This window comes from Achromobacter spanius (assembly GCF_002966795.1).
Classification (GTDB): Bacteria; Pseudomonadota; Gammaproteobacteria; order Burkholderiales; family Burkholderiaceae_B; genus Achromobacter; species Achromobacter spanius_D.
Window position 1 is genome coordinate 3326007 of record NZ_CP023270.1, and the last position, 21449, is coordinate 3347455.

Genomic DNA, 21449 nt, shown 5'->3' on the forward strand with positions numbered 1-21449 from the left:
ACGGATTCCGGCGCGCGTTTGCCGCAAGGCATAATTGCCGGCGTGAATCCCCTCTCGCGCACGCGCGCTTTCATCTGCTGGCTGGTCCTGTTCTTTCTGGGCGCAATCTGGATCGCGCGGCAGGAATACGTGGACCAGTACGAGCGCTTCTTCCAGAGCACCAGCATCGCCCAGCGCATGCTGAGCCAGAAGACGGTGCAGCACGAAGCCGTCCTGGCCACGCTGGCCGCGTTGTCGCATCCCCCTGCCCCCGAACGCCTATTTCCCAGCCTGCAGCCAGCCATGCCGCAGTTGCTGGGTCTTGGCCATCTGCCCGGCGGCGTCTGGGCGGGCAGCCTGCCCGAGCCGGCTGGCCTGCAACAGGCGGTGGAACGCGCGCGGCAACTGGGCCGCCCCGTGACCATCGCCGTGGACGACGCGCGCTACTGGCTGGTGTCGCCTTCCGGGTGGAGCCTGCTGATCGACGCGCGCCAACTGGTGCCCGCCGCCGACTTTCCGCCGGGCCTGGGCAACCTGACGCTGACCGTGGACCGCAATCCGCTGCCTTTGCTCGATAAACAACCCCACGACGCGCTGCCCGGCTGGCCGCTGGCGTTGCAAAAGCCGCTGGGAGCGGCCAGCCAGCCGTTTCAGATGCGCAGCACCCGCACGCTCACACCCGGATTCTGGCCGTGGACCGCGTGGCTGGCCTGGGTCGCGGCCAGCGGCTTGCTGGTGGCCGGCGCCGCCGCCTGGCAACGCTCGCGCGCCGAAGCGCGCCGGCAGCAGGAACAGGTGCGTCTGGCGGCCATGGCGCGCCTGAGCACACTGGGCGAAATGGCCGCCGGCATCGCGCACGAACTCAACCAGCCGCTGACCGCGATCCTGGCGCAAACCCGCGCCGCCGCACGCCTGCTGGATGACGAGGACGAGCGTCCGGTTGTGCGCCACGCGCTGCTTGCCAGCGCCGAGCAAGCCAAACGCGCGGCCGACATCATCAGCCGCATGCGCGCGCTGGTGCAGCCCAGTTCGCCCGCGCGGCGCGAAGCCATCGACCCCGACGCGCTGGTGGCGTCGCTGCGCTTTTTGCGCGAGCCCGAGCTTGCCAGACAAGGCATCCGCCTGACCTGGACCAACGCCAGTCCCGGTGCGCGGCCCCTGGGCGATCGCGTGGCCCTCGAACAGATCCTGCACAACCTTGTGCAGAACGCGGCTGACGCGCTGGACGGCGCTTCGGGTGCGCGCCAGATTGCTTTGGAAGGCCGCGCCGCCGACGGTAGCTACCAGTTCAGCGTCAGCGACACCGGCCCGGGCATTGCCGCGGACGCGATGCCGCGCCTCTTCGCGCCGTTCTTCACCACCCGCGACCAGGGCATGGGGCTGGGCCTGGCGCTGTGCGATACGCTAGCGGGCTCGATGGATGGCCGCATCGCCGCGCGTAACCTCAGCCCCGCTGGCGCATGCTTTACCGTCAGCCTGCCGCAGGCCGGAGCCGCCGCATGAATCCCAACGATCATTCCCCGCTGGTCTACCTGGTGGACGACGACGACGCGGTCCGCGACGGTCTTGGACTGCTGCTGCGCAGCGTCGGCCTGCGCAGCGCGGGCTTTGCGGACCCGATGGCGTTTCTTGCCGCGCTGGCGCAGCCGGTGATCGGCTGCGTGGTGCTGGACATCCGCATGCCGGGCATCAGCGGACTGGACGTGCTGGCGCAGCTTGCCGAACGGTCCGACCTGCCCGTGGTCATGCTGACCGGCCACGCCAACGTGGACCTGTGCCGCCGCGCGTTCAAGGGCGGCGCCATGGAGTTCCTGCAAAAGCCGGTCGACGACGACGTGTTTCTCGATGCGGTCCAGGCGGCCGTGCGCACGCACATCGCCAGCCGCGAGCGCCTTGCCGTCACGCAGGCGGCGGCGGACCGCCTGGCGCGCCTGTCGGGACGCGAGCACGAGGTGCTGGAGCGCATCGTGCGCGGCATGAGCAACAAGGAGATCGCACGCGAGTTCGACCTGTCGCCGCGCACGGTCGAGACCTACCGCGCCAACGTCTTTGCCAAGCTGGAAGCCGAGTCGCTGGCGCAACTGATCCGCCAGTACGCGACGCTGCTCGATTGAAGCGCCGCCTCCGTAACGCTACGGAGGCGCGGGCGTAGTCGGGCGTATACCGCGCCCGCGGCCTTTTGGCCACACTGTCTGCTCCTACCGCAACACCCCCGAAAAGGATGCAGACCATGAAGAAACTGTCGCTTGCCGCCCTGCTCTCCACGCTGGCTTTCGCTGGCGCCGCCAACGCTGCCGTGTTGAGCGAGAACAACCTGTCGATGGCCGATGCGCAGAAGCTCGCAACGGCCACCGTCGCTGCCTGCCAAGCCAAGGGCTACAACGTCAGCGCGTCGGTCGTGGACCGCGCCGGCCTGCTCAAGGCCTTTGCGCGCGCCGACAACGCCGGCCCGCACACCATCGAAGCCAGCCGCGCCAAGGCCTTCACCGCGGTGTCGGCCAAGACGCCCACGCTGACCATGATGGAAAACGCGCAAAAGAATCCCGGCGCGGCCAACCTGACCGACATTCCGGGCTTCCTGCTGCTGGGCGGCGGCGTGCCCGTCAAGGCCGGCAACAGCGTGATCGGCGCCATCGGCGTGGCCGGCGCCCCGGGCGGTAACCTGGACGCGCAATGCGCCGACACGGTGCTGGAAGAGAACGCCGCGCTGTTCAAGTAAGCACCGGCACGGCTGCGGGCGATTTGACGACCCGCAGCCCCGCCCAGATGCCGGCCAGGCAGGCGGCGCCGAACACCCATCCCGAAGCCGCGCCGGCCATCACGCCGGACAGCAGCGTCCCGACGGTGCAGCCAAGCGCCGTCATGCCGCCCCAGCCCATCAGCACGCCGCCCGCAACGTTGCGGGCGATGTCCTTCATGGAAGGTAAGCGCGGCCGGAAGGCGCCCGCCGCCAATGCCGCCGCCCACGCCCCCGCCACCAACGCCATCACGAAGACGCCGTTGTTCGACAGCAGCGCGCGCTTGACCACGGTGGCGCAGCCCGCAAAGGTGTCCAGCCCTTCCAGCCTGTCCGGCAGCCACCCCGACGCCGCCGCGGCCGTGCGGGCAAGGCTGCCCAACTCGGCCGTGACGCCGAGCGGCGCAATGCGCAAGTAGGCGATGACGCCAATGAAGCCGACCAGAAGACCGCCCACCGCCGGCGGCCAGCGGTCCTGAAGCACGGCGCGCCAAAGCGGCACGGCCGATTGCGGGTGGGATGTCTCAGACGACGTCGCGCGCCGCCCCGCGCGGCTCAATCCCCACGCCAGCGCCACCAGCACACCGCACTGAACCAGAACACTCCCCCCATAGCCCAGATGCCGCGGCAGCCAGACCACGGGCGCATCCTGGATCAGCGCCAGATACAGCGCATTCCATGACGCAAACCCCAACACAAAGCCCAGCGCAGCACCCAGCAAGGCGAACGGCGACGCCAGCGCGCCCTCGCCCAGCCGGTAGAAATGCGCGCTGATGCACGACCCGGAAATCCGCATGCCGACGCCGAACACGAACGCGCCCGCCACCAATGCCAGGCTGACCGGCCCGATGTGCGCGCCGGGCGGCAGGCGATCCGCGGACGGGATGGGCAGGAAGGCTCCGAATACAGCCGCGTAGCCCAGCACGCCCGTGCCCAGTGCAATCAGCACTGCATACAGCCCCGCGGTCTCGCGGCGCTCGATGAAGTCCCGCGCGATGCAATAGAAGCAAAAGCGCGACCGCTGCAGCACCACACCGAACGCCGCGCCCAGCAACAGGGAAAGCGACAGGGTGCGTCCGCCCTCGGGCTGCGACGACACGACCCATGCCGCCAGAAAAATGGCCGCCATCACCGCGGCGGCCGATACAAAGCGCAAGGCGTTCACTCAGGTCTTGCCCCACACGGTGCCCGCCGGATTGCTGATGGGCGAGCCGACGCTGTTGCCGTATTCCGTCCACGATCCGTCATAGTTGCGCACGTCGTAGCCCAGCAGCTTGCTCAGCGCAAACCACGAATGGCTGGAGCGCTCGCCGATGCGGCAATACGTGATGATCGGCTTGCTGCCATCCACGCCCGCCGCCTGGTAGATCGCCTTGAGCTCGTCCGCGGACTTGAACGTGCCGTCCTCAGCCACCAGCTTGCTCCAGGTGACGTTCACCGCGCCCGGCACGTGTCCCGCGCGCACCGCCAGCTCCGGCACGCCATTGGGCGCGAAGATCTTGCCGTTGTATTCGTCCGCCGACCGGATGTCGACGAGCACGCCGTCCTTCTCCTTGCGCGCCACGGCCAGCACGTCCTGCAGACGCGCGCGCAACGCGGGGTTGGCGTCCTTGACCTTGACCGTGCCGGCCGCGTGGACCTTCACGCTGTTGGACAGGGGCCGCCCTTCGGACTCCCACTTCTTGCGGCCGCCGTCCAGGATCTTGACGTTGTCCACGCCGTAGATGTCGAAGATCCAGGCGCCCCACGCGGCGAACCAGTTGTTGTTGTCGCCGTACAGAATTGTCGTGGTGTCCGCATTGATGCCGGAGCGGGCCAGCAGCGCCTGAAATTGCGGCGGCGGCGCGATGTCGCGGTTGACGGTGTCGACCAGGTCGGTGTGCCAGCTGGCGTTGGCCGCGCCCGGGATGTGGCCGCGTTCATACAGCCCCGGATTGACGCTGACCTCCACGACCCGCACCTTCGCATCATTGAGGTTCTTTTCCAGCCATTCGGTCGAGACCAGATACTTGGCGTGCTGCGCCGCGGCCGGCGCTGCAGCCAGGGTTGTCGCTGCGGCAAAGGCGCCGGCCAGCAGAGTGCGTAGGGACATCGGATTCTCCTGAAATGGGCTGCTGACGAGCCCTTGGAATCCGGACGATATCGGGTCGCTTCCCTGCCGGGAACGACATTGTTTTTATATTCTGATTACCGATTCAGGTGATTGTCAGCTCGCGCTTCGGGCAAGGCCCGCGGCCTTGCTCGATTCACGCCCCTCAGTCCTGCCGTTCCCGCGCCACCGCGCGCGACAGTGCCAGATGCCTGCCCAGCAGCATCGCATCAGCCGCCACCGGATCGCGACGCTGCAGGCGCTCGCTCTCCGAAGGCTCCAGTTCCGCGGCGCGGACCAGCGACAACAAGTCGCGCGTGCGGGTTTCGATCACCGGCGTCAAGGTGTCTTCGATCAGCTCGCCTTTCACGTACGCCTGCACCCGCGTCGACAGATTGCGCGTACGCGTGAAGGCCGCTTCGGCCAGCGCTCCCTGCTCGTACCGGATGCCGGTCTGGCTGGTGACCTCGTCCTTGATCTGGAAGAACTTGTAGTTCTGCGAGTCCTTGTCGCTGGACAGGTCCAACTTCTGCTGCGGCGTCAGCGCGGTATGGAAGCTGGCGATCAGATTGGCGCGCTGTTCCTGCTTGACGCCCAGATCGAACAAGGGCCGACCGCTCATGCTGCTGTTCTGCGAGACCTGATAGGTGAACTGGTCGACTTCGCTGGGCTTGTACGGATTGCTCGCGTCCGTGGTCTGCGAGATCGAGGCCGAGAAGTCGGCCACGCCCGACAGCAGGCTGCGGTACGTATAGCCGGCCGCCACGGTGCGCGGCGACTGGCTGGACGGGGCGGCGCCCGCTTCGTAGCTCTGGTGCAGTTCGGCGAATGCGTCCTTGAACACCGACATCAAGGCCTCGTCGCCCCGACCCCGGCTGCGCGCGGCGTCGAACTGCTGCAGATAATCGCTGACGGCCGCGGCGCGCTGCTGTGCGTTGCCGAAGAGCGCGGCCTTGCTGACGTCAACGTCGACCTTCACCACGCCGTCGGCGTTCTTGATCGTCAGCGACCGCTGCTTGCTGTCCGCGGAAAAATCGATGGATTGCGAGACGACGCCATCCGTCGTGGTCGTGGCCTGCAGCGAAACCGACGACAGCACCGCGGAATCGAACTTGGCCAGGCTGGACCACGCCATGCGCGGCGGCACCGACGCCAGACCGTCCACCGCGTCCTGGAACGCCTTGGATAGACCGGCGATGGCCTTGCGCTCGGTCTCGGACAGCTCGCCCTCGGCCACGTCGATCTGCACCCCAATGCCATCCGCGGTGTTGGTCAGGCTGACCTGGACCTTCACGCCGCTGGCCGTGGTGATCCGCAGCGTGTAGGCATCCTCGGTCTGCGCGGCCGAACCCGCCTGCACGGTGCCCAGGGCGCCGATCTCCCCTGAGCCCGGCGACATCTTTGCCGACTGCGAATAATTGCTGCCGTCGGTCTGGAACCGATCCAGCAGCGCCGAGGCCAGGCCTTCCAGGCGCCCGGCAAGCGTGCGGGTGGAAATCCTATCGGCGATGACGGAGGAGACCTTGTCCGCTGCCTCACGCTCCCAGACCACGCCCGCCGCCGTCGGCTGCGAGGTGTAGGTCAGCGCGGGGGACGAGCCCTGGCCGAGCGTGACCGTCGTGGATGCGGGCACGGCCGCAATGTCGGCCTTGTCGCCCACGCGGGTCACGCCGGTGGCGGGCGGCGCCAGACCGATCGTGGTCACGGGGCCGATGGAGGCAACGGATGTCATGGCGTCTCTTCCTCTTGGAGGCCGCGGGCAAGCCTGCCCCCCCGGCCGGGTTTCCTTCGAGAAATGTAACGGCAGCAAAACGCCAGACTTAAGCCCCTGGCGTGAAACACGGCGGCCGGACGATGCCGGCCGCTACCCGTTCACGCATGCACCGCCGCGCCGCGCGCCGCTTGCGTCAGTGCGTGGATCAGGCTGTCCGCGTCCCGCGGGCCGTCATACCGCACGCCGTTGATGAAAAGCGAGGGGGTGCCGTTCACGCCGCTGCGCACGCCGCCGCTGAAGTCCACTTCGATCTTGGAATCGAACGCCCCGCCGAACGCACGGTGCAGCACTTGCGGGGACAGGCCGATCTCCTCGCCGTAGGCGAACAGATCGCTCTCTTTGAGCGCATTCTGGCGCTCGTAGAGCATGTCGTGCGCCTGCCAGAACTTGCCGGCCTGCGCGGCGGCCTCGGCAAATTCCGCCGCCGCGACCGCATCCGGATGCAGTTCCGAAATGGGGAAGTTGCGGAACACGAAGCGCAACCGGTCGCCCAGCGCCCGCTGCACCGCCTTCAGCACGGGATAGGCTTCGCCACAATACGGGCACTCGTAATCGCCATACTCCACCAGCGTCACGGGCGCGGTTTCCGGCCCTTCGGCGTGATCCTGCGCATTCACGGGAATGAAAAGGCGGCTCATGATTGCACTCCTTGCAAGGCGGGGGCCAGGTTGTCCAGCGCATCCAGGATGCCGTCGGCGCCCGGGTTGATGCCCAGCGGCGACACATAGCTCCACCGGATGACGCCGTCGGCGTCGATGACGAACAGCGCCCGATCGGCGATGCCCTCCTGTTGGCGGTACACCCCGTAGCGCCGGGCGACCTCGCCCTTGGGCTCGAAGTCCGCCAGCAGGGGGAAATGCAGCTTGCGGTCCGCGGCGAACGCGGCGTGGCACCAGACCCCGTCCACTGAAATGCCGACCAGCTGCGCGCCGGCCTTGTGGAATTCAGGAAGGATCTGGTTGTACAGCGCCATCTGGTCGCCACAGACGGGACTCCAGTCCGCGGGATAGAACGCCAGGATCAGCGGCCGGCCGCGCAATTCTTCCAGCGCGACCGTCTGGTCCGGCGTGGCGGGCAAGGCGAAGGACGGTGCGGTCGTGCCGGCAGGCAGGACGGCCGCGGGATAGTCGTATGACATGAAACGTCTCCTGGACGCGCCGCGCGCGGCGCTAGGGTCAGGACAGCAATTGACCGGGTTCGGCTCAGCGTGCGGCGCGGGTCGATTCGTACAGGAACCAGGTGCGGCGCTCGGCTTCGTCGATCCAGTTTTCGATCAGGCTGGTCGAGGCAACGTCGTTGTGTTCCTCGCACACGGCGTGGGTGGCGCGCAGGAAGCCCGTCAGGCGGCGGTTGTCGTCGGCCAGTTCGGCCAGCATGTCTTCGGGCGTCACGTAGTCGGCGTCGTTGTCCAGAAGACGCTGCAGGCGCTGGATGTGGCCGATCGAACGCAGTGTCGTGCCGCCCACCTTGCGGGCGCGTTCGGCGATGACGTCGGTCGTGGCATAGATTTCGTCGCCCTGTTCGTCCAGCATCAGGTGGTAGTCGCGAAAATGCGGACCCGACATATGCCAGTGAAAGTTCTTGGTCTTCAGGTACAGCGCGAACATGTCGGCCAGCAGACCCGTGAGGGCGGCGGCGATGTCGACCCTGGCCTCGGCGCCCAGATCGGTGGGCGTGCGCAGGGGAGCGGTGATGCGGGTTTGAAGCGAAAGATCGTTCATGGAATTTCTCCGGGTTGGCTTCACGATTCGGGTGTTGATTCCCGATGGAAACCAGAATAGCCACGGCGACCCGCCAGCAAAATCGGCTCATCGTTTTCTCGGGTCATACCAAGGTTTACCCAGGAAATACGCGTGTCTTCTTCCAAAGATCGCTGATAATGTGCGGGTCTCATTGCGTGCCCCCGGATTCCTGCCCGACGCGCGCGCCCTTACCCAGAGGTGGATCTTGCTCACGTCGACACTCGGCCGCGCACCTGGCCAGCCGCCGCAGCAGTCGCGTCCCGGCGCCCCGGAGACCGCGGGCCCGCATCGCATGCAGTTCCTGTTTCGCGCGGCCGCCCTGCTGCTGTCGCTGGTCATTGCGCTGGTGGACACGTTCACCGACTTCGACGGCGCGGTGGCGGTGCTGTATGTCGTGGTGGTGCTGCTTGCGGCGCGCACGTTCCGGCGCCTGGACATCATCGTGGCCGGCACCGGCGGCATCGTGCTCACCATCGCGGCCTATCTGAATTCCCATGGTCTGAATCATGTGGGATCGCCCACGGCCCGCGCGCTGGTCAGCCTGGCGGCCATCGGCATCACCGCGCTGCTTGCGCTGCAGAACCAGAGCGCCACGCGCAGGCTCGCAGCGCAGGCGCGCCTGCTCAATCTGTCGCACGACATGATCTTCGTGCGCGACCACCAGGGCGTGATCAACTTCTGGAACCGCACCGCCGAGGACGCCTACGGCTGGCCCGCCAGCATGGCGCTGGGGCGCGTTGCCGATGACCTGCTGCAGACCCGCTACCCCGACCGGCGCGAGGCCATCGAGGCCGAGCTCCTCACCACCGGCAGCTGGGATGGCACGCTCGAACAGAAGACTCAGGCGGGCGCGACGCTGGTGCTGGAAAGCCGCTGGGTGCTGCAGCGGGATCATCACGGCCGCGTCACCGGCGTCATGGAAACGCATCGCGACGTCACCGACCGCAAGGCCGCCTACACCGCGCTGGTCAGCAGCGAACGACGCTACCGCCGCATGTTCGACGCCAGCCGCATCGGTGTCATCCAGGAAGACTGGCGCGCCGTGCGCACCGAGTTGACCGCCCTGGGGCTGATGGACGGCCCCGCCCTCACCGCCCACCTCGCCCAGCATCCCGAATTCATCGGCCAGATGCGCAAGCTGACCGACGTGGATGACATGAATCCCGCGTTCCTGGCCATGGTGGGCCGGCCGGCCGCCCCAAGCGCGCCCTACTCCGTGGACGACATCCTGTGCGAGGACGACCGCATGTTTGCGCGGTCGCTGACGGCATTCGCCCAAGGCGACGCCTTCCACGAGGGCGAGACCGAAGTCGTGCACGCGGACGGCTCGCGCGTGCCGGTGCTGTTCACGATCACCTTCCCGCCGGCCGACGACCTGGGCGGCTCCGTGCTGGTCTTTGTGGTGGACATCACCGAACGCAGGCAGGCGCAGGATGCCCTGCTGCTGGCGCAGACCGAACTGGCGCACGCGGCGCGTGTCGCCACTTTGGGTGAGCTGACCGCGTCCATCGCGCACGAGGTCAATCAGCCGCTGATGGCGGTCGTCACCAGCGGCGACGCGGGCATGCGCTGGCTGCGCCGTCCCCAGCCCGATCTGCACGAGGTCGAGCTGGCAATGGAACGCATCATTTCCGAAGGCCGGCGCGCCAGCGAGATCGTCAAACGCATTCGCGCGTTCCTCAGCAAGGCGCCGGTGCAGCAGGCAGCGTTGGATATCGGCGCCGTCATCGAGGAAGCCACGCGGCTGGTCGCGCACGAGCTCACGCGCGAACGCGTGGCGCTGCAGGTGGACATCGAGCCGGGCCTGCCGCTCATCATGGGCGACCGGATCCAGCTTCAGCAGGTGCTGGTCAACCTGATGGTCAACGCCAGCCAGGCCATGTCCGGCCAGTCGCAGGCGCGCCAGTTGTCGGTCAGCGCGCGGCGCCACGACGACGGCCTGGTCGCCGTCACCGTGGGCGATACCGGTCCGGGCATCGCGCCCGACGACCTGGAACGCCTGTTCGACCCTTTCTTCACCACCAAACCGCAAGGCATGGGCATGGGCCTGCCGATCTGCCGCACCACGGCGCAGGCCCATGGCGGCAGCCTTACCGTCGACAACACGCCTGGCGCGGGCGCTGCCTTCACGCTGACGCTTGCCACCACGCAGGGGAATCCTTCCGCATGAACAACCGTACCGCTCCCGGCACACCGCCCGCCGCCGCGCAATCGCAGGTGATCGTCGTCGACGACGAAGCCAGCGTGCGCGCGTCGCTCGACAGCCTGTTCCGCTCGATCGGCCTGCGCACTACTCTGTGCGCGTCGCCCGCCGAACTGCTGCAGACCCAGATCCCCGACGCGCCCGGCTGCATCGTGCTGGACGTGCGCCTGCCGGGCATCAGCGGCCTGGACTTCCAGGACCAGCTCATCCGCCAAGGCATCGACCTGCCGATCGTGTTCATCACCGGCCACGGCGACATTCCCATGACCGTGCGCGCCATGAAGGCCGGCGCGGTCGACTTCCTGTCCAAGCCTTTTCGCGAACAGGACATGCTGGATGCGGTTTCGGCCGCCATCGAACGCGACACCCAGCGCCGTTCCCGCGATGCGGCCATGGACGGCCTGCGCGCCCGCTACGAGACCCTGACCCCGCGCGAACGCGAAGTCATGGCGCACGTGGTGTCGGGCCTGATGAACAAACAGGTGGCGGGCCTGATCGGCCTGAGCGAGATCACCGTCAAGATTCACCGCGGCCACGTCATGCGCAAGATGGGGGTCCGATCGCTTGCCGATCTGGTCCGCCACGCCGAGGCGCTGGGCATTTCCGCGCCCTGACCCGTGGATGGGACAAACCTCCGTATGATTTTCGAGGCCGTCGCAAAGGTTCATAAAGGAACCTGCCGGGCATCGGATGCGTATCGTGATCCGACAGGCCCGAAGGATTTTCTTACATGAATCACACTCCCACTATCGCGGTGGTCGACGACGACGATGGGGTCAGGATCGCGCTGTGCAGCCTGCTGCGCTCCCTCGGTTACGAGGTCCGGCCCTACGGCTCGGGACCCGAGTTCCTGAACGACCCGCGCGGCAGCGATCCGGACTGCATGATCACCGATGTCCAGATGTCGCCCATGACGGGCGATCAGCTCCAGGCCGAGCTGATCGCGGCCGGGCGCCGCTTTCCCCTGATCTTCATGACGGCCTTCCCCACCGAGGCGGCGCGGCAGCGGCTGCTGGCCCTGGGCGCCTGTGCCTACCTGGACAAGCCGGTGGACGGCGAAGCCATGGCGCGATGCGTGGCGGACGCGCTGCAAGGCGCCCAGTCCGCGTGATCGCAGGTGGTGGCGGATTGGACACATCCGCCACGAACCCCTGCATATACCTTTGTATGACGCGCCAAGCCCAGCGTAGGATGTCCCGGCGGCGCATAAGGCCCTAGTCTATCCCTGCGGTCCAACTAACCCCCGGAGAATCCGACATGAGCACAATCACCACCCCCGACGGCGTTGAAATCTTCTTCAAGGACTGGGGCCCCAAGACGGCCCAGCCCATCATGTTCCACCATGGCTGGCCGCTGTCCAGCGATGACTGGGATGCACAGATGCTGTTCTTCCTCGCCCAGGGCTATCGCGTGATTGCACACGACCGCCGCGGCCACGGCCGCTCGACCCAGGTCAGCGACGGCCACGACATGGACCACTACGCCGCGGATGCCGCCGCCGTGGTTCAGCATCTGGATCTGCGCAACGCCGTGCACATCGGCCACTCGACAGGCGGCGGCGAAGTCGCCCGCTACGTCGCCCGCCATGGCGAGCCGCAGGGCCGCGTCGCCAAAGCCGTGCTGGTCAGCGCCGTCCCGCCGCTGATGGTCAAGACCGAGTCCAATCCGGGCGGCACGCCCATCGAAGTGTTCGACGGCTTCCGCAAGGCGCTGGCCGACAACCGCGCACAGTTCTTCCTGGATGTCGCCTCGGGCCCGTTCTATGGTTTCAACCGCGACGGCGCCAAGGTCTCGCAGGGCGTGATCAACAACTGGTGGCGCCAGGGCATGATCGGCGGCGCCAAGGCGCACTACGAAGGCATCAAGGCCTTCTCCGAAACCGACCAGACCGAAGACCTGAAGGCCATCAGCGTTCCGACGCTGGTCCTGCATGGCGACGACGACCAGATCGTGCCGATCGACGACGCATCGCGCCTGTCGGTCAAGCTGCTCAAGAACGGCACGCTGAAGGTGTACCCCGGCTTCCCGCACGGCATGCTGACGACGCATGCGGACGTGATCAACGCGGACTTGCTGGCGTTCATCAAGGGCTGATCCGGCAATCGCGGAATGAAAAAGGAAGGCGCTGCGCCTTCCTTTTTTTTCGCCCCCAAGACGACGGCATCAGCCCTCGCCCTTCAGCTCGCGCTCCACCACTTCCCGTGTCAGCGTGGGCACGAACATCTCCACGAAATGAAAGGCGTAGCCGCGCAGCCATGCGCCGCGCCGGATCGCCAGCCGCGTCAGGTTGATCTCGAACAGATGCCGCGCATCAATGGCGCACAGCCGGCTGTCGCGCTCGGCGTCCCAGGCCACCGCGGCCACGATGCCGACGCCCAATTCCAGTTCCACGTACGTCTTGATCACATCCGCATCCATCGCGGTCATGACGATGTCGGGCGTGATGCCGGCGCGTGCAAAGGCTTCGTCGATATGCGCGCGGCCCGTGTAGCCGCGCCCATACGTGATGATGGGATAGCGCGATAGCTGCGACAGCGTGACGCCATCGTGCTGGCGCGCCAGCGGGTGGCTCCGCGGCACGATGACGCTGTGGCTCCACCGGTAGCACGGCAGGTTCACCAGGCCTGGGTAGTCCGCCACGGCTTCGGTCGCGACGCCGATGTCGGCCTCGCCTTCGAGCAGCATCTCCGAGACCTGTCTGGGCGACCCCTGGTGCAGATGCAACACGACCTCGGGGTAGCGCTGGCGAAACTCCTTGATGACGGGCGGCAAGGCATAGCGCGCCTGCGAGTGCGTGGCCGCGATCGACAGCACGCCTGTCCGGCTGTCCGCGTATTCCGCACCCGCGTGGCGGATGTTGTCGGCGGCCTGAAGGATCTGCTCCACCAGCGGCAGGATCAATTCGCCTGGCGGCGTCAGTCCAATCAGGCGCTTGCCCGAACGCACGAAGATATCGACGCCCACCTCTTCTTCCAGTTCGCGGATCTGCCGGCTGACACCAGGCTGGGAGGTGTGCAGGCTTTCAGAGACGTCGGTCAGGTTGAAGTCGCGGCGCACGGCTTCGCGCACGGATCGCAATTGCTGGAAGTTCATCGTGCGCGCCTCAGTCCAGGATGGCCAACTGGTTGCCGGAGGGATCCTTCACATACATGACGCGCGGCAGCACATCGGGCAGCGAGCACACCGGATGATGGCCCGCCAGCTGCAGGCGCGACAGGATGTCGTCGTATGCGCTGGCCTTGATGGCCAGGTAGTCGGGCTTGACCGCACGGCTCACTTCATCCACCGGAGACAGCGACAACGTGGCGTCGCCCAGCACGAAGCGCAGCCGGTCACCGTCGCCCTGCACCTCTTCCAACCCGATGATCCGCCGGTAGAAATCGCGCACGGCCTGGTGCCGTTGCGACAAGAATGATAGCTGTACCGATTCGATCGAAAGTCGCGATGACATGCCCTGCCGCCTGCTATGGAACAGGGCTGATTCTAGGCCGCGCAAGTACAACCAGACAAAGAGGTTGTAATTGCTTGGACATTGCCAGAAGCCTTAAAGACGCCGGCTTATTTGCATATGTGCGCCGAGCGCTTGCTCGCATTGGCGTAACGCGCCACGCGGCGGCTTCAACAACAAAAACGGGCCCGCAGGCCCGTTTGTATTGCAAGCGGCATCGCGCGCCGACGTCAGTTCGGTTTTTGGCCCTCGCCCGCATAGCCGTCGATATACGGGCGGCCCGAGCATCGCACCATCGCCACGCAGGCGGGGCTGCCGGTCTTGGCTGAGCAGGCGGCGCGCGACTCATCGCGGGCCGTCTTCGGATCCGGGTTGAGGACGGTGAAGTTGGTGCCGCGCCCCTTGGCGCCCTTGGGCCACGCGAGACCGACGCAGCTGTCGGTGTACGTCAGCACCTTGCGGCAGCCCTTGCAGTCTTCCCAATCCAGCAGCTTGGACAGCGCATCGTTCTCGTTGGGATAGCCGTCGGCATAGACGAGTCCGCCGTCTTCGTTCTCGGCAATGGCGCCCCAGTATTCGCGCTGGTTCAGCTTGGCCGACAGGCGTTCCAGATCGGCGGGCGTGGCCTTGACGGGCGCCTGCATGTCGGCCGCGCTGTAGCCCGGACCCACGCACAGCGGCATGGTGGTCAGGCGGCATTTTCCATCGGGGCTGCCGGCCGTGCAGCGCCGGATCGCCTTCTTGGCGGCCATCTCGGGCGACACGCTGTTGCCCGGGAACAGATCCTGCACGGAGTTGCGCGCGTAAACCATGCAGCTGTCCGAAAACCAGCTCAACACCTTGCACTCCTTGCCGCCGGCCTTGCGGCACTCGGCCAGCGCAGCGGCTTCGGCCGCCTTGCCATCGGTTTCCGGCAGCACCCAGAAAATCCGGGAATGCTTGCCGTCGGTGGCGATGCCGCCGTAGAGCTTTTCGGCGGCGTGCGCCGTGGGAGAAGCCAGCCCCGCCACCAGGGCCAAAGCGGCAAATGCGACGCGGATCAGGAATTGAAAGCGAGCGGGCATGATCGTCGTGAAATCCAGTGGATTGGGCGGGGACGATGTTAGCGCAGCGGTCCTGGGGTCCGTCCCTCTATGGTGTTGTTCGGCGGGCATATTAGGTAACAAATTTCACACGTTGGCTTGCGAACTCTGGCCCCTTTTTTCGGTAAAAATGTCGCACTTTCTGACGCAGCCTTCCTCGTATTGGCCGCGCAAACTGCCGCCTCGGGCGCCATTGCAGCCCCGTCACGAACAGAAACAATCGGCGCCGTGTCCTCGCCTGTCGAGGGACCTGCCACCCGGGAGCCTGGACCACACACCATGAAGCCGACACAGCATTCCAACCAAAATCGCGGGAAGTTCCTACTGTTGACCGGCCTGCTCGTCACGCTGGGCCTTGCCGGTTGCGCGCCCATGCCCACCGGCGGCAGCTCCACGATGCCGTCGCTGAGCCAGGTCTTCAAATCGGGCCTGTCGTTTTCGCCCAGCGTGAACGTGGCCAAGAACATGGAGGGTCGCTCCATCGACGACGCGATCGCCGCGCTGGGCGAGCCTTCCAGAATCCGGCCGGTCGGCAACACAATGGAACTGGAATGGTCGGACTACCAGTCCGCCCCCTACACCGAGTGGGTGGTCGACAGCACCAGCCAGCAGGTCGTGGGCATGATTCCCGCCACCAACACCACGGCGGCCACGCCGGTGTTCCAGAACAGCAGCACCGGCCACTACGCCAACCGCTCGCGCGTCTACGAATGCAAGGTGCTGATGCGGATGCAGGACAGCGTCATCACCGACACCAGCGTCGACGGCAACGTGTGCCCGGAGTTCATTAGCGCGCTGCGCAAGTGGGCGGGCGAGGCCGAGGCGAAGAATTACGTGGTGAAGTGAGGACGGGGCGCCCACGCGCTATCTGCTTCGCCACGCGCCAGCCTCCGATGCGTGGCGGCCGCCATCCACGCGAAGCCCAGCGCCATAACCAGCGCCGTCGCATCCACGCCCAGCGTTGCGGCCGACGTGTGCGCCCACAAGCCGGTTGACGGCGCCATCATGCCCAGCAGCGAGGTCAACGGAATTGCCAATGTGAACGCGGCCGCCAGCCATAGCAGATGCACCGCCGCCGCTGCACCGCCACGCAGGAACGACCAGGCGATGGCAGCAAAGAACGCCGCGTAGTACGTCCCTTTGATCCACGCGTCCAGGTCGGCGACGTGCCCCTGCAAACCCTTGGCGGCGATCATCATGAGTGAAATGCCGCACACGCTGCCCAGGCACACGCCCACGGTCGCGGACGCCATCAACCGCGTATCGAGCCGCTGCACCGGCACCGCGCCGGTGCGCCGGTCCGTGCGCTTGCGGCGCGATTCGATCCAGAGCAGGTTGCCGCTGTAGAACAGCCACGCGCCCGCCAGCCCCAGCACGAAATACAGCCACTGCACCGCCGCCCCGCCGAAGGACGCCATGTGCAAGGCGAAGAAGCTGCTGACCCACAGGTTGGCCGCATCCTGGCGGCCCGGCAGGTAGTCGGTGTTGAGCAGCTTGCCGCTGTACGGGTCCATCGCCACGAAGCCGCCGCGGGCGCGCGGCGACACCGCGGCCGGGTCCTTGCCCCAGATGCGGACGACGGCGCGAGGCGCGGTCACCTGCGTGTACTGCAACGCGGCGGGCTCGAACGTTGGCGATACCTTGCGCGCATGCTGCAGCAATGCCTGCGGCGTCAGCATGGCCGACGGATCGCGCGGCGCGGCATCGGGCGCGGCCCCACCGCCCCGCTGGAAAACCGATTCCAGCTTACCGGCGTACATCAGCCGGTCCTGAATGTCGTAGATCCCGTCATGAAAGGCGAACACCACAGAACTGAGCGCCATCACGATATGGAACGGCAACGAAACAATGCCCACCACGTTGTGCGCGTCCAGCCACATGCGTTTGCGGTTCTTGCCCACGCGCAGCGCGAAGAAATCCTTGACCAGCGAAGGAAGCAGAACGATCACGCCGGACACCAGCGCGATCGCATACAACGACGCGACCACGCCCATGAACCAGCGGTTGGGATCGCTGTCGGCCGGCAGACCCACCACGCGATGCAGCACGTCGATGAAACTGCCCAGCCCGCTGGGCGCGACCTCGCCGATCTGCACGGCCCCGCCCGTGTCCAGACGCGCGGCATAATGCCGCACGGAAGATTCGTCATGGTCGTCGGCTTGCGGGTCGCGCACTTCCCAGGCCATGCGCGCGGGCACGTTTTCGGTGGGCTGGAGATAGATGGTGAAGCCCTTGGCCACGTCGGGCCGCGCCGCCAGCGTCCTGGCGATCAGGTCGGGCGCAGAGTCAAGCGGCGCCATCGCCACGTCCGGCCGCGGCGACGCCCAGCGCGCGATGGGTTCCTTGAACAGGGTCAGCGCGCCCGCGTAGAACGCGATGAACAGCGCCATGCCGGTCAGGATGCCGGTCCAGGTGTGGACGGATTTATAGATGCGGATGTAGTCGGCTCGCATGATGGCGATCCCCCTGCTTAAAGCGCGCCGGCCGCGTACAGCCCGCCGTACAGCGCCAGGCAGGTCCCGCCCAGCCAGCACCAGGCGCGCAGACCGCTGCCGAAAAAGTAAACGGTGGACGCGATGCCCAGCCACACGGGCGGCACCAGCCACATGGCAAGCTGCGAGCGGGTCGCAAGCGGAACGGCGGAAGTCAACGCGGCGAGCAGCGCGCTGGCGCCCATGGCGATCGCGAATCCCAACACCGCGCCGGCCAGGCTCTTTGAGACCCAGTCACGCTGAATGGGCGCGGGCTTAGCGGGCTTCATCGCGTTCTCCCCGCTGCATGCTCCCGCCGTATATCCGGCGCAGTACCGCCAGATACGGAATCAGGCAGAAAAACAGCATCAGCGCCGTACAGAACACGAACACTGCCGTCACCACGGTGAATCCGTAAAGGCACCCCCAGCCGCCCAGTGCCAGCAGCGCAATGCCTGCCGTGCGGGCGGGTACGGCGGCCCAAGGTGCGCTTGCCCACTGCTGGTTGGGCGATGCGCGATAAATGCAAATGCAGCCGGCGCACACGGCAATCAGGCTGGCAAGGATGAGGACAGGCATGGGCGCCCCGGAATGAATGATGTGTGGGTCCGCCGCGCGCCCCGATTGATGGAGCCGAGGGCGCGGCGGATGCCATGTGGAACGCGCGTTAGAACGTGATCGCCGCGGACGCCATGACGCTGCGGGCCGGTCCCAGCGTCGCAATCGGCGTGGTGTCGCTGAAGATGCCCGCGTAGTAATACTTGTTGAACACGTTGTTGACGTTCAAGCGCAGCACCACGTCGCGGCCGTTGACCTGCGTGGCATAGCGCGCGCCCAGGTCAACCTGGCCCCAGCCGGGGATCTCGATGTTGTTGGCCGAATCCGCGTACTGGCGCGACGTCGCCTGGATGCGTCCGGTCAGCGTCAGGCCGGGCACCCACGGCGTATCCCATTCCACACCGGTGTTGACCTGCCAGCGCGGCGCGCCGACGGCGGTGTTGCCGTTGTAGCGGCCATACGAGGTCTTGACCTGCGTGCCCTGCGTGTACGTGACGCCGCCCAGCACGCGCACGCCCTGCGCGATCTCGCCAAACGTATTCCACTCCACGCCCCGCACGCGCTTTTCACCGCCGTCCGCATACGTGGGCCGCGCCGTCGAGCCTTCGGTCACGAGCATGGGCTTGTCGATCTCGAAGAGCGCCAACGTGTTGGTGAAGGTGCCGGCGTTCCACTTCACGCCCAGTTCCTTCTGCTTGGTCTTGTAGGGCGCGAAGACTTCGCCGAAGTTGGTTGCAGTGGTGTCGGTGACGCTGTCGCCCTTGCTCAGTCCCTCGACGTAATTGGCGTAGAACGAGAGGTCGGGTCCCCACGGCTTGACGACAACAGCCACGGCCGGCGTCACGGCGTCTTTGTCGTAGCGCGCCGTGGTCTTGCCGGTCTTGTCGAAGTTGCTGGTCTTCACGCGCTGGTTGCGCACGCCGCCGGTCACGCGCAGCTTGTCGTCCAGGAACGACATGGTGTCGACCAGCGCCAGGCTGGTCAGCGTGTTCTCGCTGGTCTTGGGCGGGCTGCCCGGCAGCGCCGGCATGACCGGCGTGATGGGGTCGTAGATGTTGGACCGGAATACCGAAGCGGGACCGGTAGCCGATCCGTCCTCGAGCTTCAAGTAGGACGCCTGCAGCACGAGTTCATGGCCGACGCTGCCCGTCTTGAAGCGCGTGCGCAGGCCGCCCTCGGCGGTTGTGGCGTCGGTGTAGGCGCGCTGGCCCACGATCTGGCCGGTGAAATCGCCGTTGGGCTGGATCTGCCGGGCATGCGTGCCGTTGATGAGGCCGGACTGGTCGCTGTCGCGCCGGCCCACGCCCGCGAACGCCGACACGTGCTCGTTGAAGCGGTACTCGGCCTGGCCCATGACGGCGTTGCTCTGGATGCTGCCGTACGCGGTGCTGAACTGGTTGATGCGGGGATCGGGCGCCACCGGCACCACCGGGCTCGCGAACCAGAACATCGCTGGCGTGCCGCCCGTGAACGATTCCTGGCTGTGGTAGGCGTCGATGGATGCCGTCAGCGCGCTGCCCCGGTAATCCAGGCCCGCCGAGAGGAATTCGCGCTTTCTGGACTGGCCGTCCAGCGTGGTGGCGCCGTCGCTGAACGAACCGTTGACGCGCGCGCCCCATTCGTTGCGGGCGCCAAAGCGCCGGCCGGCGTCGATCGTGGTGCCCAGTTGCCCATCGGACAGCCAGTCCACGCCGAACGTGGCCGTGGGCGTGTCGGTCGCGCGCTTGGTGACCAGATTGACCGTTCCGCCGACCGCGCCGCTGGGCGCCATGCCGCTGAACAGCGCATTGGGTCCCTTCAGCACTTCAACCCGCTCGACAAATTCCACGGGCGTTCGGCCCATGGGCGCCAGGCCGTACATGCCGTTGATGGCCACATCGTTCTGGTTGACGTCGAAGCCCCGGATGCGGAAGTTCTCGTAAGCGTGGCCGCTGGAGGTCGTGAACCGTACCGACGGATCGTTCGCCATCACGTCGGCCAGCGTGCGCGCCTGCTGGTTCTTGATGAGTTCGGACGTATAGCTGGTGACGTTGAACGGCGTGTCCATGACCGACTGGTTTCCCATCAGGCCGAGCCGCGCGCCTTCGGCGACCTGCCCCCCGGCATAGACCGGCGGCAAATCCCCGTCGCCCACGGCGCCGGCGGTCACGGTGACGGGCTGCAGCGTGGTCGCCTGCTGCGCGTCCTGCGCGTACGCCGCGTGCAGCGGCAACATCAAGGTAAGCGCCACGCAAGGCGCGATTCGCACCGCCCGCGAATCCATCGCAATCAATTTTTCCTCAGACACTTTCCACGCCCTCAAGTTCAATGCAAATGAGAATGATAGGCGCTTATCTTACGAAAAATGTCGTTAACACGGCAGTGGTCAACCCGTCGCACGCGCAAAATTTGCGCTTTCGCAAACGATTCGATATGGACCTGTTTTAAATCCGCCACACGTCCTGGGCTCGCTCGGGCTACGTTACGCCAGCGATTGCAGTTGGTCTGCCAGGAAGTCGATGAACAGCCGCGCCCGCATGGGTGCGTGGCGGCCAAAGGCGTGCAGCACGGACACCGGCACGCGGGGCAATTGCGCCTCGGGCAGCACCTCTGCCAGCCGCCCGGCAGCAATATCTTCCGCCACGGCGAGCCGCAGGATCTGGATGATGCCCAGTCCACCCAGCGCGGCCGCGCGCAGCGCCGTGCCGTCGTCGGTGTCGAACACGCCCTCCGGGCGCACGACATCCCCCGAGACAAACGTGATCGGAAAAGGGCTTCCGGCCAGCAGGTAGCGCACGTGTGCGTGCCCGGCCAGGTCATCAATGCTGCGGGGCGTGCCGCACCGCTTCAGATACGCGGGCGAGGCCACCAGCGTCAACGGCAGTTGCGCCAGTTGCCGCACGTTGAGCTCCGAATCCGCAACGCGGCCCGCGCGAATCGCAAGATCGAATCCCTCGCGGATCAGGTCCACGTGCCGGTCGGCAAGGCTCATTTCCAGCTTCAGCGCCGGGTGCGCGGGCAGGAAGCGGTTGACGATCGGCGTCATCAGCAAGCGCCCCAGGTCGCCGGGCGCCGTAATCCGCAGGCGCCCTTGTGCCGTGGTTGCCGGCTGCATGACCTCGCTGGCGTCGTCCAGCGCACGCAGCAGCGGCGCCACCCGCTCGTAATACGCCGCCCCCTCGGGCGTGAGGGACAGCACCCGCGTCGACCGCTGAAACAGCCGGACGCCGAAGCGTTGTTCCAGCCGGGCGATCGCCTTGGATACCGCCGACGGGGTGCTGCCCAGGATCCGCCCCGCCGCGCTGAAGGAGCCGGCCTCCACAGTGGCGGCAAAGGCTGCTAGCGCGGTCGCGTGGGGAAGCATGTCCATTGATGACCTTTAGGCAC

22 protein-coding genes are annotated in these 21449 nt (G+C 66.7%); 8 read left to right on the plus strand and 14 right to left on the minus strand.

The annotated features are described in order from the left end of the window. The first annotated feature begins 42 nt into the window (after positions 1-42). From CLM73_RS14875 to CLM73_RS14885, 3 genes are all read left to right on the plus strand, one after another. Positions 43-1482 carry a sensor histidine kinase gene (locus tag CLM73_RS14875; protein ID WP_105241539.1) on the plus strand — a complete coding sequence of 480 codons (1440 nt, stop codon included), beginning with the start codon at positions 43-45 and terminating at the stop codon, positions 1480-1482. Continuing rightward, entirely contained in the window at positions 1479-2093 is a 615-nt protein-coding gene (locus tag CLM73_RS14880) for a response regulator transcription factor (protein WP_105239080.1), read from the plus strand. The genes CLM73_RS14875 and CLM73_RS14880 overlap by 4 nt, the downstream gene beginning before the upstream one ends. Before the next feature lie 116 nt (positions 2094-2209). Continuing rightward, positions 2210-2698, plus strand: coding sequence for a GlcG/HbpS family heme-binding protein (locus CLM73_RS14885; RefSeq protein ID WP_105241540.1), 489 nt, complete (start codon positions 2210-2212; stop codon positions 2696-2698). Here the strand turns inward: CLM73_RS14885 and CLM73_RS14890 are convergent. The 6 genes from CLM73_RS14890 to CLM73_RS14915 all read right to left on the minus strand — a co-directional run bounded on the left by CLM73_RS14890 (position 2691) and on the right by CLM73_RS14915 (position 8300). Continuing rightward, complete coding sequence (locus CLM73_RS14890) at positions 2691-3845, minus strand: YeeE/YedE family protein (protein WP_105241541.1); 1155 nt, start codon at positions 3843-3845, stop codon at positions 2691-2693. The two genes, CLM73_RS14885 and CLM73_RS14890, sit on opposite strands and share 8 nt — an antisense overlap. A gap of 36 nt (positions 3846-3881) precedes the next feature. After that, a complete protein-coding gene (locus CLM73_RS14895; protein WP_105239081.1) occupies positions 3882-4808 on the minus strand; it encodes a sulfurtransferase in 927 nt (308 codons plus the stop codon). A gap of 163 nt (positions 4809-4971) precedes the next feature. Then, the gene (locus CLM73_RS14900; protein WP_105239082.1) at positions 4972-6537 is read right to left on the minus strand and encodes a hypothetical protein; all 1566 of its coding nucleotides are present in this window, start codon (positions 6535-6537) and stop codon (positions 4972-4974) included. 140 nt (positions 6538-6677) lie between these two features. After that, complete coding sequence (locus tag CLM73_RS14905; protein ID WP_105239083.1) at positions 6678-7217, minus strand: DsbA family protein; 540 nt, start codon at positions 7215-7217, stop codon at positions 6678-6680. Then, positions 7214-7717, minus strand: coding sequence for a redoxin domain-containing protein (locus tag CLM73_RS14910; RefSeq protein WP_105239084.1), 504 nt, complete (start codon positions 7715-7717; stop codon positions 7214-7216). Before CLM73_RS14910 ends, CLM73_RS14905 begins: the two co-directional genes overlap by 4 nt. A 64-nt stretch (positions 7718-7781) precedes the next feature. Next, positions 7782-8300, minus strand: a complete 519-nt coding sequence (locus CLM73_RS14915; protein ID WP_105239085.1) for a Dps family protein — start codon at positions 8298-8300, stop codon at positions 7782-7784. Between the two features lie 226 nt (positions 8301-8526). Between CLM73_RS14915 and CLM73_RS14920 the strand changes: the two genes are divergently transcribed. The 4 genes from CLM73_RS14920 to CLM73_RS14935 all read left to right on the plus strand — a co-directional run bounded on the left by CLM73_RS14920 (position 8527) and on the right by CLM73_RS14935 (position 12618). Beyond that, a complete protein-coding gene (locus tag CLM73_RS14920) occupies positions 8527-10491 on the plus strand; it encodes a PAS domain-containing sensor histidine kinase (protein WP_199778148.1) in 1965 nt (654 codons plus the stop codon). Next, on the plus strand, positions 10488-11138 hold the full coding sequence (locus CLM73_RS14925) for a response regulator transcription factor (RefSeq protein ID WP_105239087.1): 651 nt from the start codon (positions 10488-10490) through the stop codon (positions 11136-11138). Before CLM73_RS14920 ends, CLM73_RS14925 begins: the two co-directional genes overlap by 4 nt. Positions 11139-11254: 116 nt before the next feature. Further along, positions 11255-11635 carry a response regulator transcription factor gene (locus CLM73_RS14930; RefSeq protein ID WP_105239088.1) on the plus strand — a complete coding sequence of 127 codons (381 nt, stop codon included), beginning with the start codon at positions 11255-11257 and terminating at the stop codon, positions 11633-11635. A gap of 146 nt (positions 11636-11781) precedes the next feature. Beyond that, positions 11782-12618, plus strand: a complete 837-nt coding sequence (locus CLM73_RS14935; RefSeq protein WP_056561527.1) for an alpha/beta fold hydrolase — start codon at positions 11782-11784, stop codon at positions 12616-12618. Between the two features lie 69 nt (positions 12619-12687). On the opposite strand, the gene CLM73_RS14940 is transcribed toward CLM73_RS14935, so the two are convergent. The 3 genes from CLM73_RS14940 to CLM73_RS14950 all read right to left on the minus strand — a co-directional run bounded on the left by CLM73_RS14940 (position 12688) and on the right by CLM73_RS14950 (position 15036). Next, complete coding sequence (locus CLM73_RS14940) at positions 12688-13617, minus strand: CysB family HTH-type transcriptional regulator (protein ID WP_105239089.1); 930 nt, start codon at positions 13615-13617, stop codon at positions 12688-12690. Between the two features lie 10 nt (positions 13618-13627). Then, positions 13628-13975, minus strand: a complete 348-nt coding sequence (locus CLM73_RS14945; protein WP_105239090.1) for a VOC family protein — start codon at positions 13973-13975, stop codon at positions 13628-13630. Positions 13976-14202: 227 nt separating this feature from the next. Beyond that, on the minus strand, positions 14203-15036 hold the full coding sequence (locus CLM73_RS14950) for a DUF4189 domain-containing protein (RefSeq protein ID WP_234015635.1): 834 nt from the start codon (positions 15034-15036) through the stop codon (positions 14203-14205). Between the two features lie 345 nt (positions 15037-15381). Here CLM73_RS14950 and CLM73_RS14955 point away from each other — a divergent pair, with 345 nt between their 5' ends. Then, positions 15382-15900 (plus strand): hypothetical protein, encoded by a 519-nt coding sequence (locus CLM73_RS14955; protein WP_234015636.1) that lies wholly within the window; start codon positions 15382-15384, stop codon positions 15898-15900. Here the strand turns inward: CLM73_RS14955 and CLM73_RS14960 are convergent. From CLM73_RS14960 to CLM73_RS14980, 5 genes are all read right to left on the minus strand, one after another. Continuing rightward, the gene (locus CLM73_RS14960) at positions 15885-17507 is read right to left on the minus strand and encodes a PepSY-associated TM helix domain-containing protein (protein WP_105239092.1); all 1623 of its coding nucleotides are present in this window, start codon (positions 17505-17507) and stop codon (positions 15885-15887) included. The genes CLM73_RS14955 and CLM73_RS14960 overlap by 16 nt on opposite strands. Positions 17508-17524: 17 nt before the next feature. Beyond that, positions 17525-17815, minus strand: a complete 291-nt coding sequence (locus CLM73_RS14965; RefSeq protein ID WP_105239093.1) for a hypothetical protein — start codon at positions 17813-17815, stop codon at positions 17525-17527. Further along, on the minus strand, positions 17802-18104 hold the full coding sequence (locus CLM73_RS14970; protein WP_105239094.1) for a hypothetical protein: 303 nt from the start codon (positions 18102-18104) through the stop codon (positions 17802-17804). Before CLM73_RS14970 ends, CLM73_RS14965 begins: the two co-directional genes overlap by 14 nt. A gap of 88 nt (positions 18105-18192) precedes the next feature. Beyond that, on the minus strand, positions 18193-20298 hold the full coding sequence (locus CLM73_RS14975) for a TonB-dependent receptor (protein ID WP_234015637.1): 2106 nt from the start codon (positions 20296-20298) through the stop codon (positions 18193-18195). A gap of 246 nt (positions 20299-20544) precedes the next feature. Further along, positions 20545-21432, minus strand: a complete 888-nt coding sequence (locus CLM73_RS14980) for a LysR family transcriptional regulator (RefSeq protein ID WP_105239096.1) — start codon at positions 21430-21432, stop codon at positions 20545-20547. Positions 21433-21449: the final 17 nt, after the last annotated feature.